The organism is Clostridium yunnanense (assembly GCF_016595795.1).
GTDB classification, from domain to species: Bacteria; Bacillota; Clostridia; order Clostridiales; family Clostridiaceae; genus Clostridium_AR; species Clostridium_AR yunnanense.
Genome location: NZ_JAENHN010000066.1, coordinates 1 through 17,756, shown reverse-complemented (window position 1 = coordinate 17,756; position 17,756 = coordinate 1). Strand labels below are relative to the sequence as shown.

The window sequence follows — 17,756 nt, the reverse complement described above, 5'->3', positions numbered from 1 at the left end:
TTTTTACTTAAATAGTGGTATAATCTTGGCTTTATTTCTGTTATAGATATATTCATTCTCTTCACTTACTATATTTAATTCCTCTTTATCACTTAATGTATTCGTCACAGTTTCTGATACCGCAGCTATTGATGCAGACTCAGGTAAATCTATAAATATCTTTTCTCCCATTGAACTATGGTCTATCGTTCCTTTTCCTCCATCGTTAAACTCTACTTCAAGCTTTGCTTCTGCCAATCCTTTAGTATCATTTATCTGTATTGCAACATTTTCAAATTTTGAAGGAGAGTTTATTGTAACAGCCCCTCTCTTAGAACCAAGTAATTCTAGTTGATCAAGTAAGCCATCATAAGTTTCACTGATATTAAAATCACCATTTGGATTAAATAATTTAAAAGTTAACTTTTTTATTTTTTTTACTTTTTTAAGTTTTTCGCTAATAGTTTTTTTAGATGGTATGTTAATAACATCTATTTTAGGAAAAGGAAGAAACTCTTCTTTCTCTTCTGCTGCCTTGTAATTGTAAGCTTTAATATATTCAGCTACAACATATTTTATTGTTGCGTTAAAACTTCTAATATTAGGGCTACCTTTTTGGTTAGTTGTATAAATCATTCTATGATTATCCAAATAAATATTAAACAAGGAAATTGGAGCCGAATCATAAAATTTATTAGTGAATGTCACACCATTTGTTTCATCATATTCAGTTTTAACTTCTAACTTAGTTTTTCTTACTAGAATTCCTCTAAGAATAAATCTTCCCAGGTTTGTTTTTACTATACTTACATCCTGAAAAAAGTATTCGTCTTCACCAACAACTCTCTTTATCCCACTTTTCAAGGCAGGAAAAATAGATTCGCTAAAATACTCAAGCATTGGCTTATTTTCATTACCAAATGTACAGTTAAAATTTGCAATAGTTGATGCTTTTTTGCTCATAGTTATCCTCCAAATACTTGTATTTTAGAGAACACATGTTTATAATTGATAATAGTGTTCAATAAATACATATTAAACTTTAGGAAACCATTTAAGATTGACCGTCTAATGGTTTCCTATATTTAATTGTAATATGTTTTACCAAATCAGACAAGTTATTACATATTATTATATTTTTTATTTCTATATTGTTAATCTATTAAGAAAAATATACTCCTCCCCTATACCCCACAAATCCAGCTTTCTTTCCATTCGGTGTATTATATAAAACGACTATCTTATTATTTATATCAGCTATAGCCTCACAAACTTCAAATGGATCTAAGCTTCCAACCTTAATAGTTAACTTCTCATCTGCATATACTGGTTCTGGTGTCTTTCCGTTTTGATATCTTTTACTCATATAATCTCCCTCGCTTTTAACATTATTATTTGATGATTGTTGTGGTGCAGCTACTACTGGTGCAGCATTTATTGAATTATTTATTATAGCTTCAGCTATACATTTACCTATAAAGTCAGCTCCTTTTTCTTTATATATTCTTACATCTTCAGAAGCTTCTACAAAGCATACTTCTATGATCATTGCTGGCATATTTGTTTTTCTTAATTCGTACAATCCTGTGCTTACTTTAACACCTCTATTTATTAGGCCTGTTGCTGAAGATATTTTGTCTACTACTCTATGAGCTACTGGTTCTGCCTTGCCACCAGTTCCATATATCCAACCCTCGGTGCCGATAGCTCCGTTATAGCTATCATAGGCTTTATTGAAATGTATTGAAGCAAATAGTTCTGTTCCCCAGGAGTTAGCTTTATCTACTCCATAAGCTAAATCTATATTTACATCACAATTACCTGGAGTAACATCAAGCACAGTTTGTCCTACTTGATTCAAATACTTTATTACTGCATCTTTTACCTTTCTGTCGTTTCATCTATTAACCCAGAAGCTCCTATAGCTTTAAAGTTGTGTCTACCTCTTATTGCTATTTTCATAACTCATTCCTCCTTAAAATTTATATACAAAAAGAAGCCCTACTAAGCTTCTCCTTTATCAATTTTTATTTCTTTCTTATTTCCTTGTTTAAGTTGTACTAAAGCATTTTGTAGCTGCTCTGGTATAGGAAGTCCTAACCCTACACAGTTTTCTAGTAGGCTTATCCCATCATTTGCTATATACTAATAACAAACTAACTTAGCGTTATGAAATTTATATCGCTATCTTTAATATTGTAAATTCATATACAATATCATCCATATTTGATATGATAAAACTAATTTATGAATTAATTATTTATTATTTAAAGAGGCTCAAAATGGATAGAATTAAAGTTTATATAATTTTTGGTATTTACATGATTATATTATTAGGACTACTTTATATTATGGGTAGATACTTTTCTGCAACAAAAAGATTTCTTAGACTCCAATACAAAATTATTACTCCTATTCTTTTAATACTATCACTAGTAAAATTAATTAAATTTAATCAATTATTTGGATCAAATAATTTTTATTTCTTACTTTTTATAATTAGTTTATTTTTTATATTTTTAGAGCTAATCATTAAACTTTTAACTAGGTATTTTACATGCTATTCGAAACATGGCCTATTCTCTGATGAAATTAGATGGAGATATAGCTTTTTCATCTGCATCGCTACTATCAGCATGACTTTTATAAGCCTTGCCACAACTTTACTATTTATAAATGATTTTATAATAAATCTTAGACCTTAGCATTTCAAAGCATTGATTACTTAATTTAATTTCTATTGACATTCTTACATATTATCTTTGGTATGGATCAATTCCTTTCATATGAAGTAAAGAAAGGCATAAAAATAACGTTAGAGAAATTAAATCACGCGATTGTATTTCTTATCGTTAACTAATGAATTATATGCTTTATAGTTGAGTGGTTATTAAATAAGATAGTTCTATCTTACTGAAATAAATAATTGTACTAAGGGTAGATACGTGCTGAAACTTCTGATTCATATAACTCATTTAATATTTCTTGATTTTTGCAAAATACAATAGCATAGTTATACTTACTTTTTAAATCAATCCTTATAAAAATAGTTTCTTCTTTATTACACCACCACTCAAAATATTTATCTGAGAAAGAATCTCTTTTAATTTTAATGAAGATGTTATCTTTTTTAAATTTATTGATTTCGTCTAAATTAGAACCGCGAGTCAGCCAAGATGGATATTTATTAACAAAAGAAAACCTTATGGCTTCATCATCTAAAAATTCTTCTATAGTATCAGCACTAATAAAAAACTGTCCCATGCCAAAGTAATATACTTTACCATCTTCATCAATACAAGGTCCTATATCACCTGCATAGTGATAATCCATACATTGAAAAAAATATTTCCCACCTTCCTTTGTGAAGTATAGAAGCTCATACTTATCCTTGAATTCATTGAACGAAAACATGTCCATTCTAAAACCTCTGTAGAATTTCTCTCCAATTTTATACCAAATACCACCAAATTGTTCTTGAAAGGAAATAACTTCATCGAAAACTGGTATCCCATGTTCTATAAATACTTTTTCCATTTCATCTCTATCTTTAATAGTTTTTACCTTCTTACCTGCACGTAGCATATCATAAGAAGCTTCTGATAACTCCATTCTTTCCATACCTATTCCTACCTTTATATTTGTATTAAGTACTCATTTAACAAATAAATTAATAACTTACAACTTTATCAGCTACTTATTTGCTATACATAAGCACTTATTGTTCTTGATTACGTTTATGTGCAATTACAAACTAAAACTTCGGCTTAAAAGTACCTAGATACTGGCTTTCTATCTTGGGTTCTTCATAAAGTTCTACATTTACACATTTCCCAACACATTCCTTTATTTGATCAATACTAACAGGCTTATGTTCAATAGAACTAATCTGAATTTCTAACCCATTATAATACCCTTCTGCCTGTATTTTGTACTTTGCCATGATAGGCTCTTCAAAAAAGTTCTTAATCATAACATCAAACTTTAGAAAAACATTAAATATATTCTTCCCTACATACGTGAGGCTACCTTCATAATAATCAACATCATGATGTTCTTCTACGCAGAACGTTGCCTCAGATTGTTCTTGTGAATCAATATCAAAGATTTCATTCTGAAAAGACGTCCATTCCTTTTCTCCAAGATTAATATTATCTATTGTGGTGCTACATAAAAACTCATAATTATTAATTTTAACTTTATCAAATTCAACATGTATTTGCCATTCATGATTTTTAGCTTCAGTGAAATACCAGTTACCGTCCTTTAACACCCCTTCTGGATGTTTGGTAATATGTGAACTTATTCTAATTTCTTTTACGCTTAGTTGGTCACTGATATCTATCATTTCAATCCTCCATGAAATTTATATTGATTTAAATAATTATGAACTCAACAAGAAAACTACATATTAACTTCATTATATATGAAGAACTTTAATTGCTATTAGTAAAAAAATTATATCATACGCTGTTCTCCAAATGATACCTTTATTTATTACAAATAATGGTTCTATTTTTAGCACCATAATATCAATCTACATTTCATTACAAACTACATAATCCAGTCTACTCACAGTACACTCTGAGTTTAATAACAGGTAATTGTGTTAAATTCATATACCTATATCAAAGTAGCACCTTTAAGCCATCATAGACCATTCTCAATTAGCAGTTTATTATTATCTCAATATTTTAAACTCAGAGCAAAAAATAAAAAAAGCTATAGAAAACTTAGCTCTTTTACCGACTTATCTACCTCATCCTGAAGTACTCCTATATACCTTAAAGTTACTCTTTGATCACTATGATTAAAAATCTCCATGAGCTTAACTATGTCTTTATTTTCATCATAATGCCAATAACCAAAAGTCTTTCTAAGAGTATGGTAGCTAATATGTATATCAAAAGTATTTCCTATACCTATAAGAATTTGATACGCTCTTTCTCTACTTATTGGATCATTCTGTCCTTCTCTGCTTGTTATTAAAAACTCATAGCCTTCTCTATCCTTACAGTATCTAAGCAGCTCTTTTTTCAGTTCATTATTTAATATTAAAATATTCTAATAGATTTAACTTATGACGTATTGTTATACATCAATGTTCATAATCTATTTAAACGTATATTAAGGCACTGTTGAACCTAAAACTGTATGTTTCTGAACCAATCTATATAATTCTTTTGTTGATACTTCATCTAAAGGATTTTCTATTATCTTCTTTAGGGTTGGTAATAAGATGGTTAAATCATTCTTTTTCACAACCTCTTCAATATTTGTACGATTTGTTATATTATTATTTAACTCCCAAAGAGTGTTTTTTAATAATTTGTTCTTATCATAATAAGAAGTATATTCACATATAGCATCTGCTTTACTAGTACCTGAAGACAATTGAGTTAATGAAGGTATCTGACCAATCTCTGCAGAACTTATATTTTCTATACCTGCATAAATTATTTGCATATCAAGTTTAAATTCAGAATCAGCCTTTTCTTTATATTTCTTTTGATAATTTTCAAATTTAAAATATTGATAAATATTTAAAACTGATAGAATTACTATTATTGCAGTGATTATAAATACAGGCATAAATTTATATTTCATTTTTTTATACTCCTCCTAAAATAATTATATAAAATAAAACTATTTAAAAATGCTCTTATCACACCAATTAAAATTATATTACATAAAGTTCTTCAAGAGCTTAATTTATTTAAGATAACATCAATTTTCAACTTAATTTTTATTTAAATATATTTCGTAAGCTCATATTTTCAACAAAATAAAATCACCACTTTAATAATAATATACTAATTACAAAAATTAAACTCAACTAATAATGTTGTACTACAAACTATTAGTTGAGTTTTCATATTTCTAAGAACACTTTTATACATTATTAATTAATAAATCTAAAAACCTTGAACCGTAGTTTGTATACTAACAGAATCTACTTGCTTTTCTGGCATTATTGTTATGCTTCCCCACCCTGGATATGAAATCTTAGGTTTAACTCCTTATCAATATCATTAATAACTTCAACTTTTAATGGTTCCTTACCGAAGTAAACCCATCCTGCTCCAAAGAATAATTCAGCATAACAAGTATGCTCTGGAATCATGCTTATTATTGTTTTTCTTAATGTTGACTTTCCTCCCATTCCAACTATAGTCGGTTTTAATATATTATCACTCTTTTTATTTTGGTATAGATTAATATCACACCGCCCTCACACCAAAACAAAGAACCCATCAATAATGACAGGTTCTACACAATGGGAATTAAAACGTTTTTCTCACTTTAAAGTTTATATTAAAATAGCATAATTGTTCTATATAATAGCGTAATTATAGTGCTATCTTATCGTTATTTTCTATTGGAAATACTATAGGTGCCATCTTTTTAATAGCTTTCTTTTTAAGTACTCTTACCCAAGCCTCAGATAAATCGCTCTTCATAGCTATATAATCCCATGACTTATCTCTTACTTGAATATTTCTTAAAGTAATAACTTCTCTTTCCTTTTCACTTAATACTTGCAGTGCATTGTCAATCTTTTGCTTCATACTTTCTTTATTTTCTTTGATATTAGAAAGAATCTCATACATATCATTTACTACTGGTCTTAAAACTAGATTATGATACAGGTCATTTTCTTTTATATCTTCGGCTAGCTCATCAATATCTCTTATTCCATATAGATTTCTTGCACAGGGAATAAATAGATGTGCATCTATAATCTTTAGTCTGAATTCTTGTTCTACTTCTCTTTGGTTAAGTCTATCTGATATATTTTTAGATTACTTAACACTTAGCAAAGCCTTCTCACAGAGCTTCATATAATCCTTGCTGCTATTTGAACTTTTACTCATATTAACTACTGGCATTTGCTTTAAGGTGCTCTTTATAACAGCTACATTTTTAATTTTTGGATTATATAGATTTAAATATTGTAGTACAAAACCATCTTTAAGTCTCGCATTTATATTTAGTTCGCTCCTCACTTTGATATAATGGAGCTACGACGTTGGCGATACGCGTTTTTGATAAACTCTTTTATAAGGGTTTATTTTTTATGAACTAATATAAGCTTTACCAATTTGCTTATGTTTATCATTTTTAAATCTCATGTTAAATCTCCTTATTATCTAATTAACCGAGTCTTCTAACTCTTTCTTAAGTTTTTCTACCACAAGCCTTACTTCTTCTTCACTATGTTTAGATCTAAGGGCCATAATAACTCCTCTGGCTTTTGCTTCTTCAAAACGCTTTATACCTTCTTTTGTAGTTGGATAATTAACTTCAACTTTAATCTTTGTTCTCAATCTCCCCATAATCATCCCTCCTATTGTCATAGTATGAAATGCAAATTTAATAGGTGACAACTGTAATCTTCTATCCCATAAGTAAGAGTGGTATTAAATGTACAATCAAAATAATATCTATAATATTGTAGAGTGAAATGTACTAATTGTTGATGAGGTTAAATTGGCCCATAGAACTGTAGTGTGCTCCTATGTTAGCTTAAGAAATCATTGAATATAAACTTAAATCTATATCACTTTCAGAAAACCGTTCTAATTATATAAAAAATCAACTATTGGAGGGAATTTATGATAGCTGCAATATATAGTAGAAAAAGTAGACTCTCCGAAAAAGGCGAATCTATTGAGAACCAAATTGAATTATGTAAACAGTATGGTAACAATCTAGGAATCACTAATTTTCTAATATACGAAGATGAAGGATTCTCTGGTGGAAATATAAATAGACCTGAATTTAAAAAGCTTCTAAGCGATGCAAAGAAAAAGCGTTTTGATTATCTTATTTGCTATAGATTAGATAGAATCTCTCGTAATGTAGCTGATTTTTCTACTACTCTAGAGATGCTTCAGAAAAACAAAATTGAATTTGTAAGCATCAGAGAACAATTTGATACTTCAAGTCCAATGGGTAGAGCTATGGTATACATCTCTTCAGTATTTGCACAGCTTGAAAGAGAAACTATTGCAGAAAGAATCAAAGACAATATGCTTGAGCTTGCCAAAACTGGAAGATGGCTTGGTGGCACTCCCCCACTTGGTTTTAAATCAGTTCCAGTTGAATATGTTGGAAAAGAAAATATTAAGAAAATGTATAAACTTGAAGTTGTAGAAGAAGAAATTAGTATAGTTAAGAGCATATTTTCTTTATATTTAGAGAAGAAAAGTACATCTACAGTTTCAAGATATCTTTGCTCCAATAATGTTAAAGGAAAAAATGGTGGCGAATTCTCAAGAAATACAGTACTTCAGATATTGAATAATCCTGTATACACTTTTGCAGATGAAAATATGTATAACTATTTCAATAATCTAGGAGCTACTTTATGTAATGATTTTACTGGAGAGTATGGCCTTATGGTTTATAACAAACGTGAAGGTGGCAAGAAAGATAAATCAGTTGAAGAATGGATTGTATCAGCTGCACTACACCCAGGTATTATTCCCTCTAAACAGTGGATAAAATGCCAAGAAATTTTAAATGCCAATGCAAGTAATCCAGCAGTACGTTCCAATACAAGCAAACACTTTTTACTATCTGGATTAGTTAAATGTGGTAACTGCGGTAGTAGTATGTCTACCTGGAGCAATCTAAATAAGAGAACTAATAAACTTGAAAGATATTATAGATGCGAACTTAGGAATAGAGCCAGTAATCGCTGCTCCACTAAGATGCTAAACGCCTATGCTGCTGAAGAAGCTATAATAACAGCTTTAAAAAATATAGATACTAAAAGCATAGTTAATCTGTACTCTAACGATGAAAATTCAGAAACCACTAAACTTGAACTTCAAAATGAAGCTTCAAGTCTAAAGAAAACTCTCTCTTCCAATAATAAAGTTATCCAAGGCTTAGTAAGAAAACTTGCATTACTAGAAGATCGGGATACTCTAAAGCTAATAGAAAACGAAATAAAGACGGTGAAAAATGAGAATCTTTCTATTGAAAAAAGACTAAGCGAAATAACCCTAAGTCAGATGACTGCTGAAGATATAGATGAAAAGGTAGGAAATATAACCTCTAATATTAAAACTATAAAACAGTTCTTTGATTATATTGATGATATAGAAATTAAGAGATCTGTTATTAAAGAAGTGATTGAAAGCATTACTTGGGATAATGAAGTTTTAACTATTAATCTTGTTGGGGCTAATAGTTCATTAAGTATTTAAGCATAGTTTTATTTTAAACTATGCTTATTATTTTTATAGTTAATGTTATATTTTTCTTGTATTACCATCTAAAAACACTGCAAAACTCAATTTATGAATAATGCGGTGTTTTAAGTAATTATTAGTTTTTTATTTATGTGACGTAAAATTAGAAAAATGTGAAGCAAACAATTCAAGTCAATATACACTTATTACTTAAAAGCCCTTGTATTATAGTAGTGTTTTTAAATAATGGTTTACAATATCAGGTCTATCTATGTATATCTCATGGTCACTATTTCCAGCGATTATTAATCTTCCTTGATTTGAAAGTTTTGATAACTCACTTTGTAATTTACGCCACTCATTTTCATATAAAATGGCTTCGCCCTCTGGAATACCATATTTCACCCATCCTCTTTCAGCTACCTTACTATCTCTTGATATTACTATAAGTGGAATATTAGGAAACTCAGTAACACTCTTAATTTCATCACTATCTTTATCCCAATTTTGAAATTCGTCTGCAATAGTTTTATGAAGCGTGGAATTCGAGAAAAACTCTTCTACAGATTTCATGTCTGTATCACTTAAACGATTTTCATAGGCCGAAATTATGTTGCTATTCTGTTGCTTTAATTCCTCTTTTGATTTCTTTGAAGAATTAATATTACTCTCTATCATACTATCTAATGCAATTAGAGAGTTCATCACAGGTGTGTCAAGATTGTACAGCTGTTTGAAATTAAATGAAGTAGAGTCAATTAACATTATACCTTTTAACCTGTGAGGATACAATTTTGCATAATGTTGTACACATAATCCTCCAAAAGAATGTCCAATTAATATAAATTTCTCTTTTATCTCTATCTTATCTAAAAGACAATTTAGCTCTTCTGCAATATTCTTTGTCGTTCGTGAGGTTATGGGAACTTGGCTATTCCCATAGCCACATCTATGATATAAAACAATAGTAAAATCTTCTTTTAGCTTTTGTACAATAGAAAACCAATCATAGAATGAACTGCCTATTCCTGTTTCTATTATAAGTACAGTTTTGCCTTTACCAATAATCTTATATTCCAAATCTAATTCCTTCATAACTATCAGCCTTTCTCATTTAAGTTTCTTGATATATAAGGAACTTTCGCTTTAAATTACTACTCTGTATTAATTACTGTTAATTATACCATATAATGCCAATAAGCTCTAAGAAAACCGCAGACTGAAGAATGTTTTAAAATAATCTTTTCACCGCATTATTCAATTTTCAAAGAGCATTAATTGTATTCTAAATTTCACAAGTTACATCGTCTTTTTTTCATAATACATACAAAATAACCAACCGTAATTCTTTTTAAAATTTCATAACCAATTTGAATATACAATAAAAAAATAGCCAATAATCTTAGTAGCACATCCCAATACCTCCTAAGAATTTTGGGATTCACAGGACAAAAGTTAAAAGCTTTAATATGTCCTGTGATTTTTATTTTCATATAAAACATTTAAGCATAGTTCTTTCAAACTATGCTTATTATTACAGTATCTTTATAGATTTTAACTTACATGTATAACTTAACTTCAATCTATGATAATCAAATCTTTATCTTTCTTCAATGAAAAGAATCCTATCTAGCTTTATGATACTTTTGCTACCCTTACTATCTATACAAACTTCATCACATGTTATTCGCTCAACTAATACATCAAAGTACCCTTGTGGCTTAGTAAAAATTGACTTGCACTTAAATCGTATCTTACAACGCTTTCCTTTAAAATATTCAAGTAAAGCCGTGCCTGTTTCTTCTTGTAAAGTCACCTCTGGTATATTATCTTGTTTTCTTTTGTATATATCTGCATCGCTAACTGATATTATACTTTCAATAGCTACAATTCCTCTTTTACTTTTCTTATCTTGGAACATAATATAATCATTGTCCATAGCAATTATTGCAGTCTCGTAGATACCTTCGTATACCTTATCATCTAAAAAGATCTTTACCCATCTCCCAAGAAACTGTTTATAGGTATCCAGCACTATGCTCTTTTCATTAAGATTTTCCTTCAAGCTTTGAGGTAAAGAAATATTTATATCTTTACGAAGTAAATAATCAGTTGAGATTTTAAATAAATCACTCAATAGTATTACCTTGTCCGTATCTGGAACAGATTGATCTAACTCCCATTTAGAAACAGCCTGTCTTGACACTAAAAGTTTTTCTGCTAACTGTTCTTGTGATAAATTATTTTGTTTTCTTAGTTCCTGTATTTTTTTGCCTAAGCTCATAATAGGACCTCCTTATTTTTATGGTCTTATCATAACAACGCAGCTAATTATAGGCTACCAAACAAACCTTGAATCTTAGCAACTGCCAGTTGCAACACTAATTTTTATCTTTATAAACCTTAATCAAAAAGTAAATATTATATATTACTCCAAAAAACAAAGGTATCAACGGATAATTATATATAGTATATATTTTACTAAAACTCCCCTGTACAACACCAGTCTTCATAGAAAGTATACTGTACTTAATACTACTCATACTTAAGACTCCCATATCAATCGGAGTGTAAAGAGCTTGATTGATTTCTCTCATGAAAGATAAAGTTACTATTGCTGTAAAAACTAAAATATATAAATTCTTTCTTATGATTTGTGATATTAATTTCTTATCTATAATCTCTGCTCCTTTCTATTATAATAATCTATATTTTCAATATTTTTAAGTCATACATCTTTCATGCTGAAAGAAACATCTTAATATCTATACTTCAATCTATTTTTATCACTTATGTTAAACTATTCTTGTAATGCTACGTAAAAACACTGCAAAAACTCAATTGTGAATAATGCAGTGTTTTAATTAAGTATTCGTTTTTTATGTGACGTTAAAAAAGAGAACTGTAAATTAGTTTTTATAAAGAACCACTTGAAACAAGTTACTAAAATTCATTAACAACCTGAATTTTTCCAATAATATAGTTATTAAAGTTTTCTAATTCCTCTGCTGGAATCCATAGTTCTTGATGATGCCTATTACCTACAGTTTGTACTTCAAATTGAGAAATGTATGTATCATCAATTTCAAATTTCAGAACATATCCCTTGTATTGGGAATTTATATCTCCTGTATTCCATCGTTGAGCTATCTCCTCTGCATATTTCTGATTAAGAACTGGGTAAAAGATAGGTTGTTGAGGTAATCTGGGTGGAAATTCAGTATAATTAGCCTTTTCTATCAATTCCAACTCTGCTTTACCGACAGGGCGAAAAAGTACCATTAAATCATCTCCATCATAATTATTTTGATAAACAGTAACTTACTTATCTTGACTTAAATACTTGTAATTATACCACCTATAACCAAGTTATTCCATGCCTTATATAGCTACTTGAAGGGTTTAATATTATTTTCTACACCGCATCATTAAGTTTTCAAAAAGCATTGTTCGTATTCTAAGTTTCACAAGTTAAGTCGAAATATTTTCATATCGAGACCTACTTATTATTGTTAAAATATAAATCACCTGTAAGCTTAGAAATCCTCTTACAGTCTTCTTCATCTTCAGGATCATTAGATATTTTTGCTAGACACTTAAAGATAATAGTCATATTATTATCTCTAAGTATTTCTTTTCTTGAATAATCACGTGTCATACATAAATATAAATTATATATTGCTTCTCCTAACGCATTTCTATTTTTGGCCTCTTTATAGGATGTCATATCAATAATATTTATTGCCGTATAAAGACTGGAAGATGTTTATATGTAGTATTGCACCTTACTTTCGTCATCTATTTTGTCATAATCAATTGCAAAACCAGTGCTAGCTAATGATAGACTGTCCCTAAACTTACTATCTGCTAGCCTAATTTGTGCATCATTACTATTCTTTTGTTTAACGTATGCAAAAATCCCAAGTGAAATACTTATTAGTATAAATCCTATTAAGATAAGTTTTATTTTTTTCAATTATCTTCCTCATTTCCGAAATTGTTTCTCGCTAAAAATTTTACGATTTATAATTACTTTAGTAAGGTTTTGTTAAACTCCTCAACCTTATCTGATCTAATAAATAATTCCTGATTCATTAAACCTGTTACAAGAAACATTTCGTGTTCATCAATACCCTTTATTTTTACTACCCACCTTTCTTGAGATTCAAAATCACTACCTTTTATTTTGCCAATTGTTTTATTTTCTTTATCAAGAAATCTACTTGGTAAACTATTAGAACGAACATATTCAATGCCGTCCTTTTCTATTGTATTTGTATCCCTATTATAAGTATATTTATCAATTCGTATAAAAAACACGTAACATGCTATCATTAAAAGTACGATTGCAAAGACAATTAAAATATACTTTGTCCTTTTTTTCACTTATATTCCTCCCTTTTAACTATTCATTTTTAATACTACTAGACTTATGTTTCATCAAGTGTATAAAACTACTAGATACTATCTTTTACTTCTCCATTGATTATAACATATATTGTAATAATTATACTTTTATTTCCTTTATCTATTATGCTACATTAAATTATGACTATAAAAAAATTACAGTACTTCAAATGAAATAGCACTGTAACGTGAAATTCTCTATATGCAAACCTTGTTTCTTCCAGTATGTTTTGCCTCATACAGTTTTGTATCTGCTGTATCTTTTAGATTCTCAATATTTTTCTCTGTATCAGGATAAATAGCAACGCCAATTGAAACTGTAATATTTATATACTTCCCACAAGATAGAAAGAATTTTGTTTCTTCCACTGATTTTCTTATATAACCAGCAATTTCAATAGCTCTGTTTACTTTTATATTATTAATAATTACTACAAACTCTTCTCCACCGATTCTAGATACAATATCTATGGCTTCAGATCTATTAATTAGTAATGTTCCAATACTTCTCAATACTTCGTCACCTACATTATGTCCATAGGTATCATTTACGCTTTTAAAATGATCTATATCTATAATAAACATAGCTATGCTATTATTCTTTTTGACAGCCTCTTTTATTAAATCATTATATTTAGTATCAAAGTATCTTGTATTGTTTAGCCCTGTTAAAAAATCTCTGTTAGCCTCATATTTCAATCGAAGTATCATATTATGAGATGTAACTAGGTATTTAACTAGATATCCTATTAACAGGCCTGCTATTATTGAAGATATATATAACATTATTATTACTTGAAAAGCATAATTTTTATTTGGTATAAGTAAATAAAGAACAGTACTTCTTACAACTAATGAGTATATAAACATAGCAGTTGGCTTCAAGTGCATATTTGTTTTACTCATAGAAATAAATCCACAACCTATAGAAACCATCAGTATAGCAATAGAAGATATAATAGATTCATAGCTTATTCCTATATATACAAGTCTATAAGTTGAAGTAATTATACCAGTAATAAGCGCTGGAATAATCCCCCCAAACACTGCCACCAAAATTTCTATTAAGTGCCTAAAATCTAAAATAACTTTATTTGTTACATGAAAACTAAAATTAATTATTATATAAGTAGAGCCACCACCTATTAGTCCTAATAAAATTCTAAGTTTTATTGGTGATTTAGGGTTAATTCCTGTATCTTTAAATATTTGGCTTACAGTAAAGAGTATTGTAACAAGTATACATACATTAATAAATAAATCCCTCCACAAAATAAGCACCTCAAATGACTTTAGTATAGTAAATATACTAATATCATTTGCTTATGATTAACATTTAATGCAATCATCACATAATACGTAATTTATGAAGCATAAACTAAAGAAAATAGACTTTACGAACTCCATACTTCCTCCTATGTTTATCACTACTTAGTTTTATTCTTTATATTCTGTACCCTAGCTCCACCATAATTATTAGTAGTATTTGTAGTATTCCAAGTGTTGTTGCCAAACCCATTCTTCGCTGGTGAAATCAAAACTCCCAAAACCACTCCCATTGAAAATGCTGTGGCTGCTACAGCTAGAATATCTCTCTTTCTCATAACTATCTCCCCTTTTAAATAACTTCTAAATTACCTTGTCCTAATAAACTCACCCATCAGTTTAGACCATATATTTACAAAATAATTATATCACCTTTTCAAAAGCAACTCGTTTGTTTTTATCTTCTAAATAAATTATTCCACAATATTGAAATCCATTTTTCTTAAGTAATCTCTGCATAGATAAATTCTCTTCATGTGTATCTACTTTAATACTATGAACTCCTTTATTTATGCAAAGCTCTTCTACAGCTTTAATTATTATAGCCGAAAGCCCAAGCCCCTTATATTCATTATCTACTGCTATTCTATGTATCACAGCAAAAGCATCGTTACTCAACCATTGTCCTTCATGGATATTATCATAAGTTTTCTCTCCATCAAAAGATATAGCTGCGGTACCAACTACATTATTATCCTTTAAAAGCACATGGCTATGCTCATTTTCAATATCATTTTTTATTACCTCTTCATTTGGATAACCATTCTGCCATTGATCTATTCCATTTTCCTTAAAGTAAGTTTGTGCCTGTTTTATAATATTCATTATACTGCTTATATCTGCTTCAACCGTTCTACGAAATTCCACTTTAATTCTCCTTTTTCTTATGCAAATATTTTTACACCATGCTATTCTCACTAAAACTTTCATATTTTGAGCATATGAAAAATAAGTTTTTTATAGCTATCTTTTCTTCTTAAAATCTTATATAAAATTATAGCATATGTAGTTAAAATTCTGCTTCTAATAAATATAAAAATATTAATTATTCCTAGTCTTTTTAATCACTTTTATATTATAAGCAACATTATTATGTACAACTATCATCATCTTCTATATAATATACTTATACATAAAAGTAAATTATTACAAATAAATTGCGTTATTGGGGACCCAATGTAATAGCTGCTATTGTGGTATATGTATTAACCAATAAGAAATAACTAAGGTAATTTTCAAATGACATTATAATTATTGCTAAGGAGAAAAAATGAATAAATTTAGAATTAGATCATTAATATCAATTATTATTATTGCAGTTGCTTTTTTTACTTCCAGCTTTTTTTCACTCCATATTGAAACTAGAGAAGGTAATGCAACCACAATAAAAACTGGAAAGCACTACTTTAAGCTTGACTTTGTTGGGGAATCAGGCATTAAACATCCTGTCTATGATATTTCATTATCTGAAAAAGAGACTAAAAAGAACATACAACAAAATAAAATTAATGAAGAAACTTTACTCGGTTTTCAAAAGTCAATTGTATTATTGAAACTCTCTAAAATAACACTTATATCTAATGCTCTTATAGCTTTAGTGCTTCTATTCAATATGATTCCTAATATATTGGATAAACAATCAAAGATGAATGAATCGCAAAAAAAGGTATATATTACACTCTTTGTTTTAATCTTAGTAGGTAGTATCTTTGTATCTATATACAAATTCAATAATATGCATAAATTAGAATCTGATTTAGTAGTTTACTATAATTCAATATAGTTCTACTGAATATCACAACATGTAGTATTTTATCTGACAAAACTTTTTGCTATATTGGGGGCTATAACATGACTAAAATATTTAGAATTGCAATTGTACAAGAAACTCGTGATCCTTATAACATTACCTTAAATACAAATAAGGGTTTAAGCGCAGTGAAAAAAGCAAAGGAGCTTGGGGCTGATCTTGTTTTATTTCCTGAATGCTGGATTACTGGATATGAGTTTCCTAAAGTAAATAAAAACCTTTCCACTAAAGAAATTATGAAAACCTCAGAATTTAAAGAATGGAATAACTTAGCTATCGATGAGAACAATGAGCATATTCAAACATTTTGTAAGGCTGCTAAACTTTTAAATATAGGCATTGTAATTACAGCCTACACGAAAGGGGTAAAAAAGCCTCAAAACTCAGCATTCGTTATAAATAGAGATGGTGAAATAATAATGAAATACAGTAAAGTGCATACCTGTGATTTCGCTGATGAGAGAATGATAGAGTCAGGTGATGAGTTTAAGGTATGTGAATTCGAAGGAGTCAAACTTGGGGTAATGATATGCTACGATAGAGAATATCCTGAAAGTGCAAGAATACTTATGTTAAAAGGGGCAGAATTAATACTAGTGCCAAACGATTGTGAGTCCATGAAGCCAAGAATCCAAACTCTATCAACTAGAGCTTATGAAAATATGGTTGGAGTTGCGATGGCAAACCCACCAAGAAAAAACGCAGGCTGCTCCTGCGCTTTTAGTCCAATAACTTGGGATGAGAACGGCATACCTATCGACAATACAATCATCCTTGCAGATGCTGAAACAGAAGATGTGTTTATAGCAGACTTTGATTTAGAAAAAATACGAACCTATAGAAAGCACGAAATGATGGGCAATACTTTTCGTAAGATAAAAGCCTATTCTGAATTATTGAATGCCACTATAGGTATCCTAGGTCTAAGTTTAAGTTATACTGAATAACCACAATTTTTCTTCAAATACTAAACATACGGAGAAAGGTGGTTGAATTATGGGTAGAAATCATTTAAAAGTAGAATCTTTGCA

Annotated in this window: 23 protein-coding genes and 1 pseudogene; 3 read left to right on the top strand and 21 right to left on the bottom strand. The window is 29.1% G+C overall.

Features of this window, described 5'->3' with window-relative positions; all coding sequences use genetic code 11:
* Nucleotides 1-3: 3 nt before the first annotated feature.
* The 11 genes and pseudogenes from JHL18_RS23695 to JHL18_RS23645 all read right to left on the bottom strand — a co-directional run bounded on the left by JHL18_RS23695 (nucleotide 4) and on the right by JHL18_RS23645 (nucleotide 7,316).
* Entirely contained in the window at nucleotides 4-942 is a 939-nt protein-coding gene (locus JHL18_RS23695; protein ID WP_200273912.1) for a hypothetical protein, read from the bottom strand.
* Between the two features lie 199 nt (nucleotides 943-1,141).
* A complete protein-coding gene (locus tag JHL18_RS23690; protein ID WP_243278148.1) occupies nucleotides 1,142-1,840 on the bottom strand; it encodes an N-acetylmuramoyl-L-alanine amidase in 699 nt (232 codons plus the stop codon).
* A 143-nt stretch (nucleotides 1,841-1,983) separates the two neighbouring features.
* Entirely contained in the window at nucleotides 1,984-2,121 is a 138-nt protein-coding gene (locus JHL18_RS23685; protein ID WP_200274364.1) for a phage holin family protein, read from the bottom strand.
* Nucleotides 2,122-2,910: 789 nt separating this feature from the next.
* Complete coding sequence (locus JHL18_RS23680; RefSeq protein WP_200273910.1) at nucleotides 2,911-3,600, bottom strand: hypothetical protein; 690 nt, start codon at nucleotides 3,598-3,600, stop codon at nucleotides 2,911-2,913.
* 133 nt (nucleotides 3,601-3,733) lie between these two features.
* On the bottom strand, nucleotides 3,734-4,327 hold the full coding sequence (locus JHL18_RS23675) for a hypothetical protein (protein ID WP_200273908.1): 594 nt from the start codon (nucleotides 4,325-4,327) through the stop codon (nucleotides 3,734-3,736).
* Nucleotides 4,328-4,701: 374 nt separating this feature from the next.
* On the bottom strand, nucleotides 4,702-5,019 hold the full coding sequence (locus tag JHL18_RS26645; RefSeq protein WP_207753110.1) for a tyrosine-type recombinase/integrase: 318 nt from the start codon (nucleotides 5,017-5,019) through the stop codon (nucleotides 4,702-4,704).
* Between the two features lie 87 nt (nucleotides 5,020-5,106).
* The gene (locus JHL18_RS23665; RefSeq protein ID WP_200273906.1) at nucleotides 5,107-5,586 is read right to left on the bottom strand and encodes a hypothetical protein; all 480 of its coding nucleotides are present in this window, start codon (nucleotides 5,584-5,586) and stop codon (nucleotides 5,107-5,109) included.
* A gap of 406 nt (nucleotides 5,587-5,992) precedes the next feature.
* A pseudogene (locus tag JHL18_RS23660) lies at nucleotides 5,993-6,142 on the bottom strand (DNA adenine methylase); the annotation flags it as partial.
* A 187-nt stretch (nucleotides 6,143-6,329) separates the two neighbouring features.
* The gene (locus JHL18_RS23655) at nucleotides 6,330-6,590 is read right to left on the bottom strand and encodes a sigma factor-like helix-turn-helix DNA-binding protein (RefSeq protein ID WP_207753101.1); all 261 of its coding nucleotides are present in this window, start codon (nucleotides 6,588-6,590) and stop codon (nucleotides 6,330-6,332) included.
* A 192-nt stretch (nucleotides 6,591-6,782) separates the two neighbouring features.
* Complete coding sequence (locus JHL18_RS23650; RefSeq protein WP_200273903.1) at nucleotides 6,783-6,986, bottom strand: hypothetical protein; 204 nt, start codon at nucleotides 6,984-6,986, stop codon at nucleotides 6,783-6,785.
* Nucleotides 6,987-7,130: 144 nt separating this feature from the next.
* Nucleotides 7,131-7,316, bottom strand: coding sequence for a hypothetical protein (locus JHL18_RS23645; RefSeq protein WP_200273901.1), 186 nt, complete (start codon nucleotides 7,314-7,316; stop codon nucleotides 7,131-7,133).
* Nucleotides 7,317-7,595: 279 nt separating this feature from the next.
* On the opposite strand from JHL18_RS23645, the gene JHL18_RS23640 reads away from it, so the two are divergent.
* Entirely contained in the window at nucleotides 7,596-9,197 is a 1,602-nt protein-coding gene (locus tag JHL18_RS23640; RefSeq protein ID WP_200273899.1) for a recombinase family protein, read from the top strand.
* Nucleotides 9,198-9,407: 210 nt separating this feature from the next.
* Here JHL18_RS23640 and JHL18_RS23635 read toward each other — a convergent pair whose 3' ends face one another.
* From JHL18_RS23635 to JHL18_RS23590, 10 genes are all read right to left on the bottom strand, one after another.
* Nucleotides 9,408-10,277: an alpha/beta hydrolase gene (locus JHL18_RS23635; RefSeq protein ID WP_200273897.1), complete on the bottom strand. Its 870-nt coding sequence runs from the start codon at nucleotides 10,275-10,277 to the stop codon at nucleotides 9,408-9,410.
* A 505-nt stretch (nucleotides 10,278-10,782) separates the two neighbouring features.
* On the bottom strand, nucleotides 10,783-11,466 hold the full coding sequence (locus tag JHL18_RS23630; protein WP_200273895.1) for a helix-turn-helix domain-containing protein: 684 nt from the start codon (nucleotides 11,464-11,466) through the stop codon (nucleotides 10,783-10,785).
* Nucleotides 11,467-11,563: 97 nt separating this feature from the next.
* Nucleotides 11,564-11,725, bottom strand: coding sequence for a hypothetical protein (locus tag JHL18_RS23625; protein WP_200273893.1), 162 nt, complete (start codon nucleotides 11,723-11,725; stop codon nucleotides 11,564-11,566).
* 400 nt (nucleotides 11,726-12,125) lie between these two features.
* Nucleotides 12,126-12,464, bottom strand: coding sequence for a hypothetical protein (locus JHL18_RS23620; RefSeq protein ID WP_200273891.1), 339 nt, complete (start codon nucleotides 12,462-12,464; stop codon nucleotides 12,126-12,128).
* Nucleotides 12,465-12,681: 217 nt separating this feature from the next.
* A complete protein-coding gene (locus JHL18_RS23615; protein WP_207753100.1) occupies nucleotides 12,682-12,909 on the bottom strand; it encodes a hypothetical protein in 228 nt (75 codons plus the stop codon).
* Nucleotides 12,910-12,948: 39 nt separating this feature from the next.
* Nucleotides 12,949-13,158 carry a hypothetical protein gene (locus JHL18_RS23610; RefSeq protein WP_200273887.1) on the bottom strand — a complete coding sequence of 70 codons (210 nt, stop codon included), beginning with the start codon at nucleotides 13,156-13,158 and terminating at the stop codon, nucleotides 12,949-12,951.
* A gap of 53 nt (nucleotides 13,159-13,211) precedes the next feature.
* Nucleotides 13,212-13,568: a hypothetical protein gene (locus JHL18_RS23605; RefSeq protein ID WP_200273885.1), complete on the bottom strand. Its 357-nt coding sequence runs from the start codon at nucleotides 13,566-13,568 to the stop codon at nucleotides 13,212-13,214.
* Nucleotides 13,569-13,787: 219 nt separating this feature from the next.
* On the bottom strand, nucleotides 13,788-14,861 hold the full coding sequence (locus JHL18_RS23600; protein WP_200273883.1) for a GGDEF domain-containing protein: 1,074 nt from the start codon (nucleotides 14,859-14,861) through the stop codon (nucleotides 13,788-13,790).
* Between the two features lie 155 nt (nucleotides 14,862-15,016).
* Entirely contained in the window at nucleotides 15,017-15,193 is a 177-nt protein-coding gene (locus JHL18_RS23595) for a hypothetical protein (RefSeq protein ID WP_200273881.1), read from the bottom strand.
* Between the two features lie 85 nt (nucleotides 15,194-15,278).
* The gene (locus JHL18_RS23590) at nucleotides 15,279-15,782 is read right to left on the bottom strand and encodes a GNAT family N-acetyltransferase (RefSeq protein ID WP_200273879.1); all 504 of its coding nucleotides are present in this window, start codon (nucleotides 15,780-15,782) and stop codon (nucleotides 15,279-15,281) included.
* A 403-nt stretch (nucleotides 15,783-16,185) separates the two neighbouring features.
* On the opposite strand from JHL18_RS23590, the gene JHL18_RS23585 reads away from it, so the two are divergent.
* Together JHL18_RS23585 and JHL18_RS23580 are read left to right on the top strand one after the other, a co-directional pair.
* Nucleotides 16,186-16,698, top strand: a complete 513-nt coding sequence (locus JHL18_RS23585; RefSeq protein WP_200273877.1) for a hypothetical protein — start codon at nucleotides 16,186-16,188, stop codon at nucleotides 16,696-16,698.
* A gap of 68 nt (nucleotides 16,699-16,766) precedes the next feature.
* Nucleotides 16,767-17,672 (top strand): carbon-nitrogen hydrolase family protein, encoded by a 906-nt coding sequence (locus JHL18_RS23580; protein ID WP_200273875.1) that lies wholly within the window; start codon nucleotides 16,767-16,769, stop codon nucleotides 17,670-17,672.
* Nucleotides 17,673-17,756 lie beyond the last annotated feature (84 nt).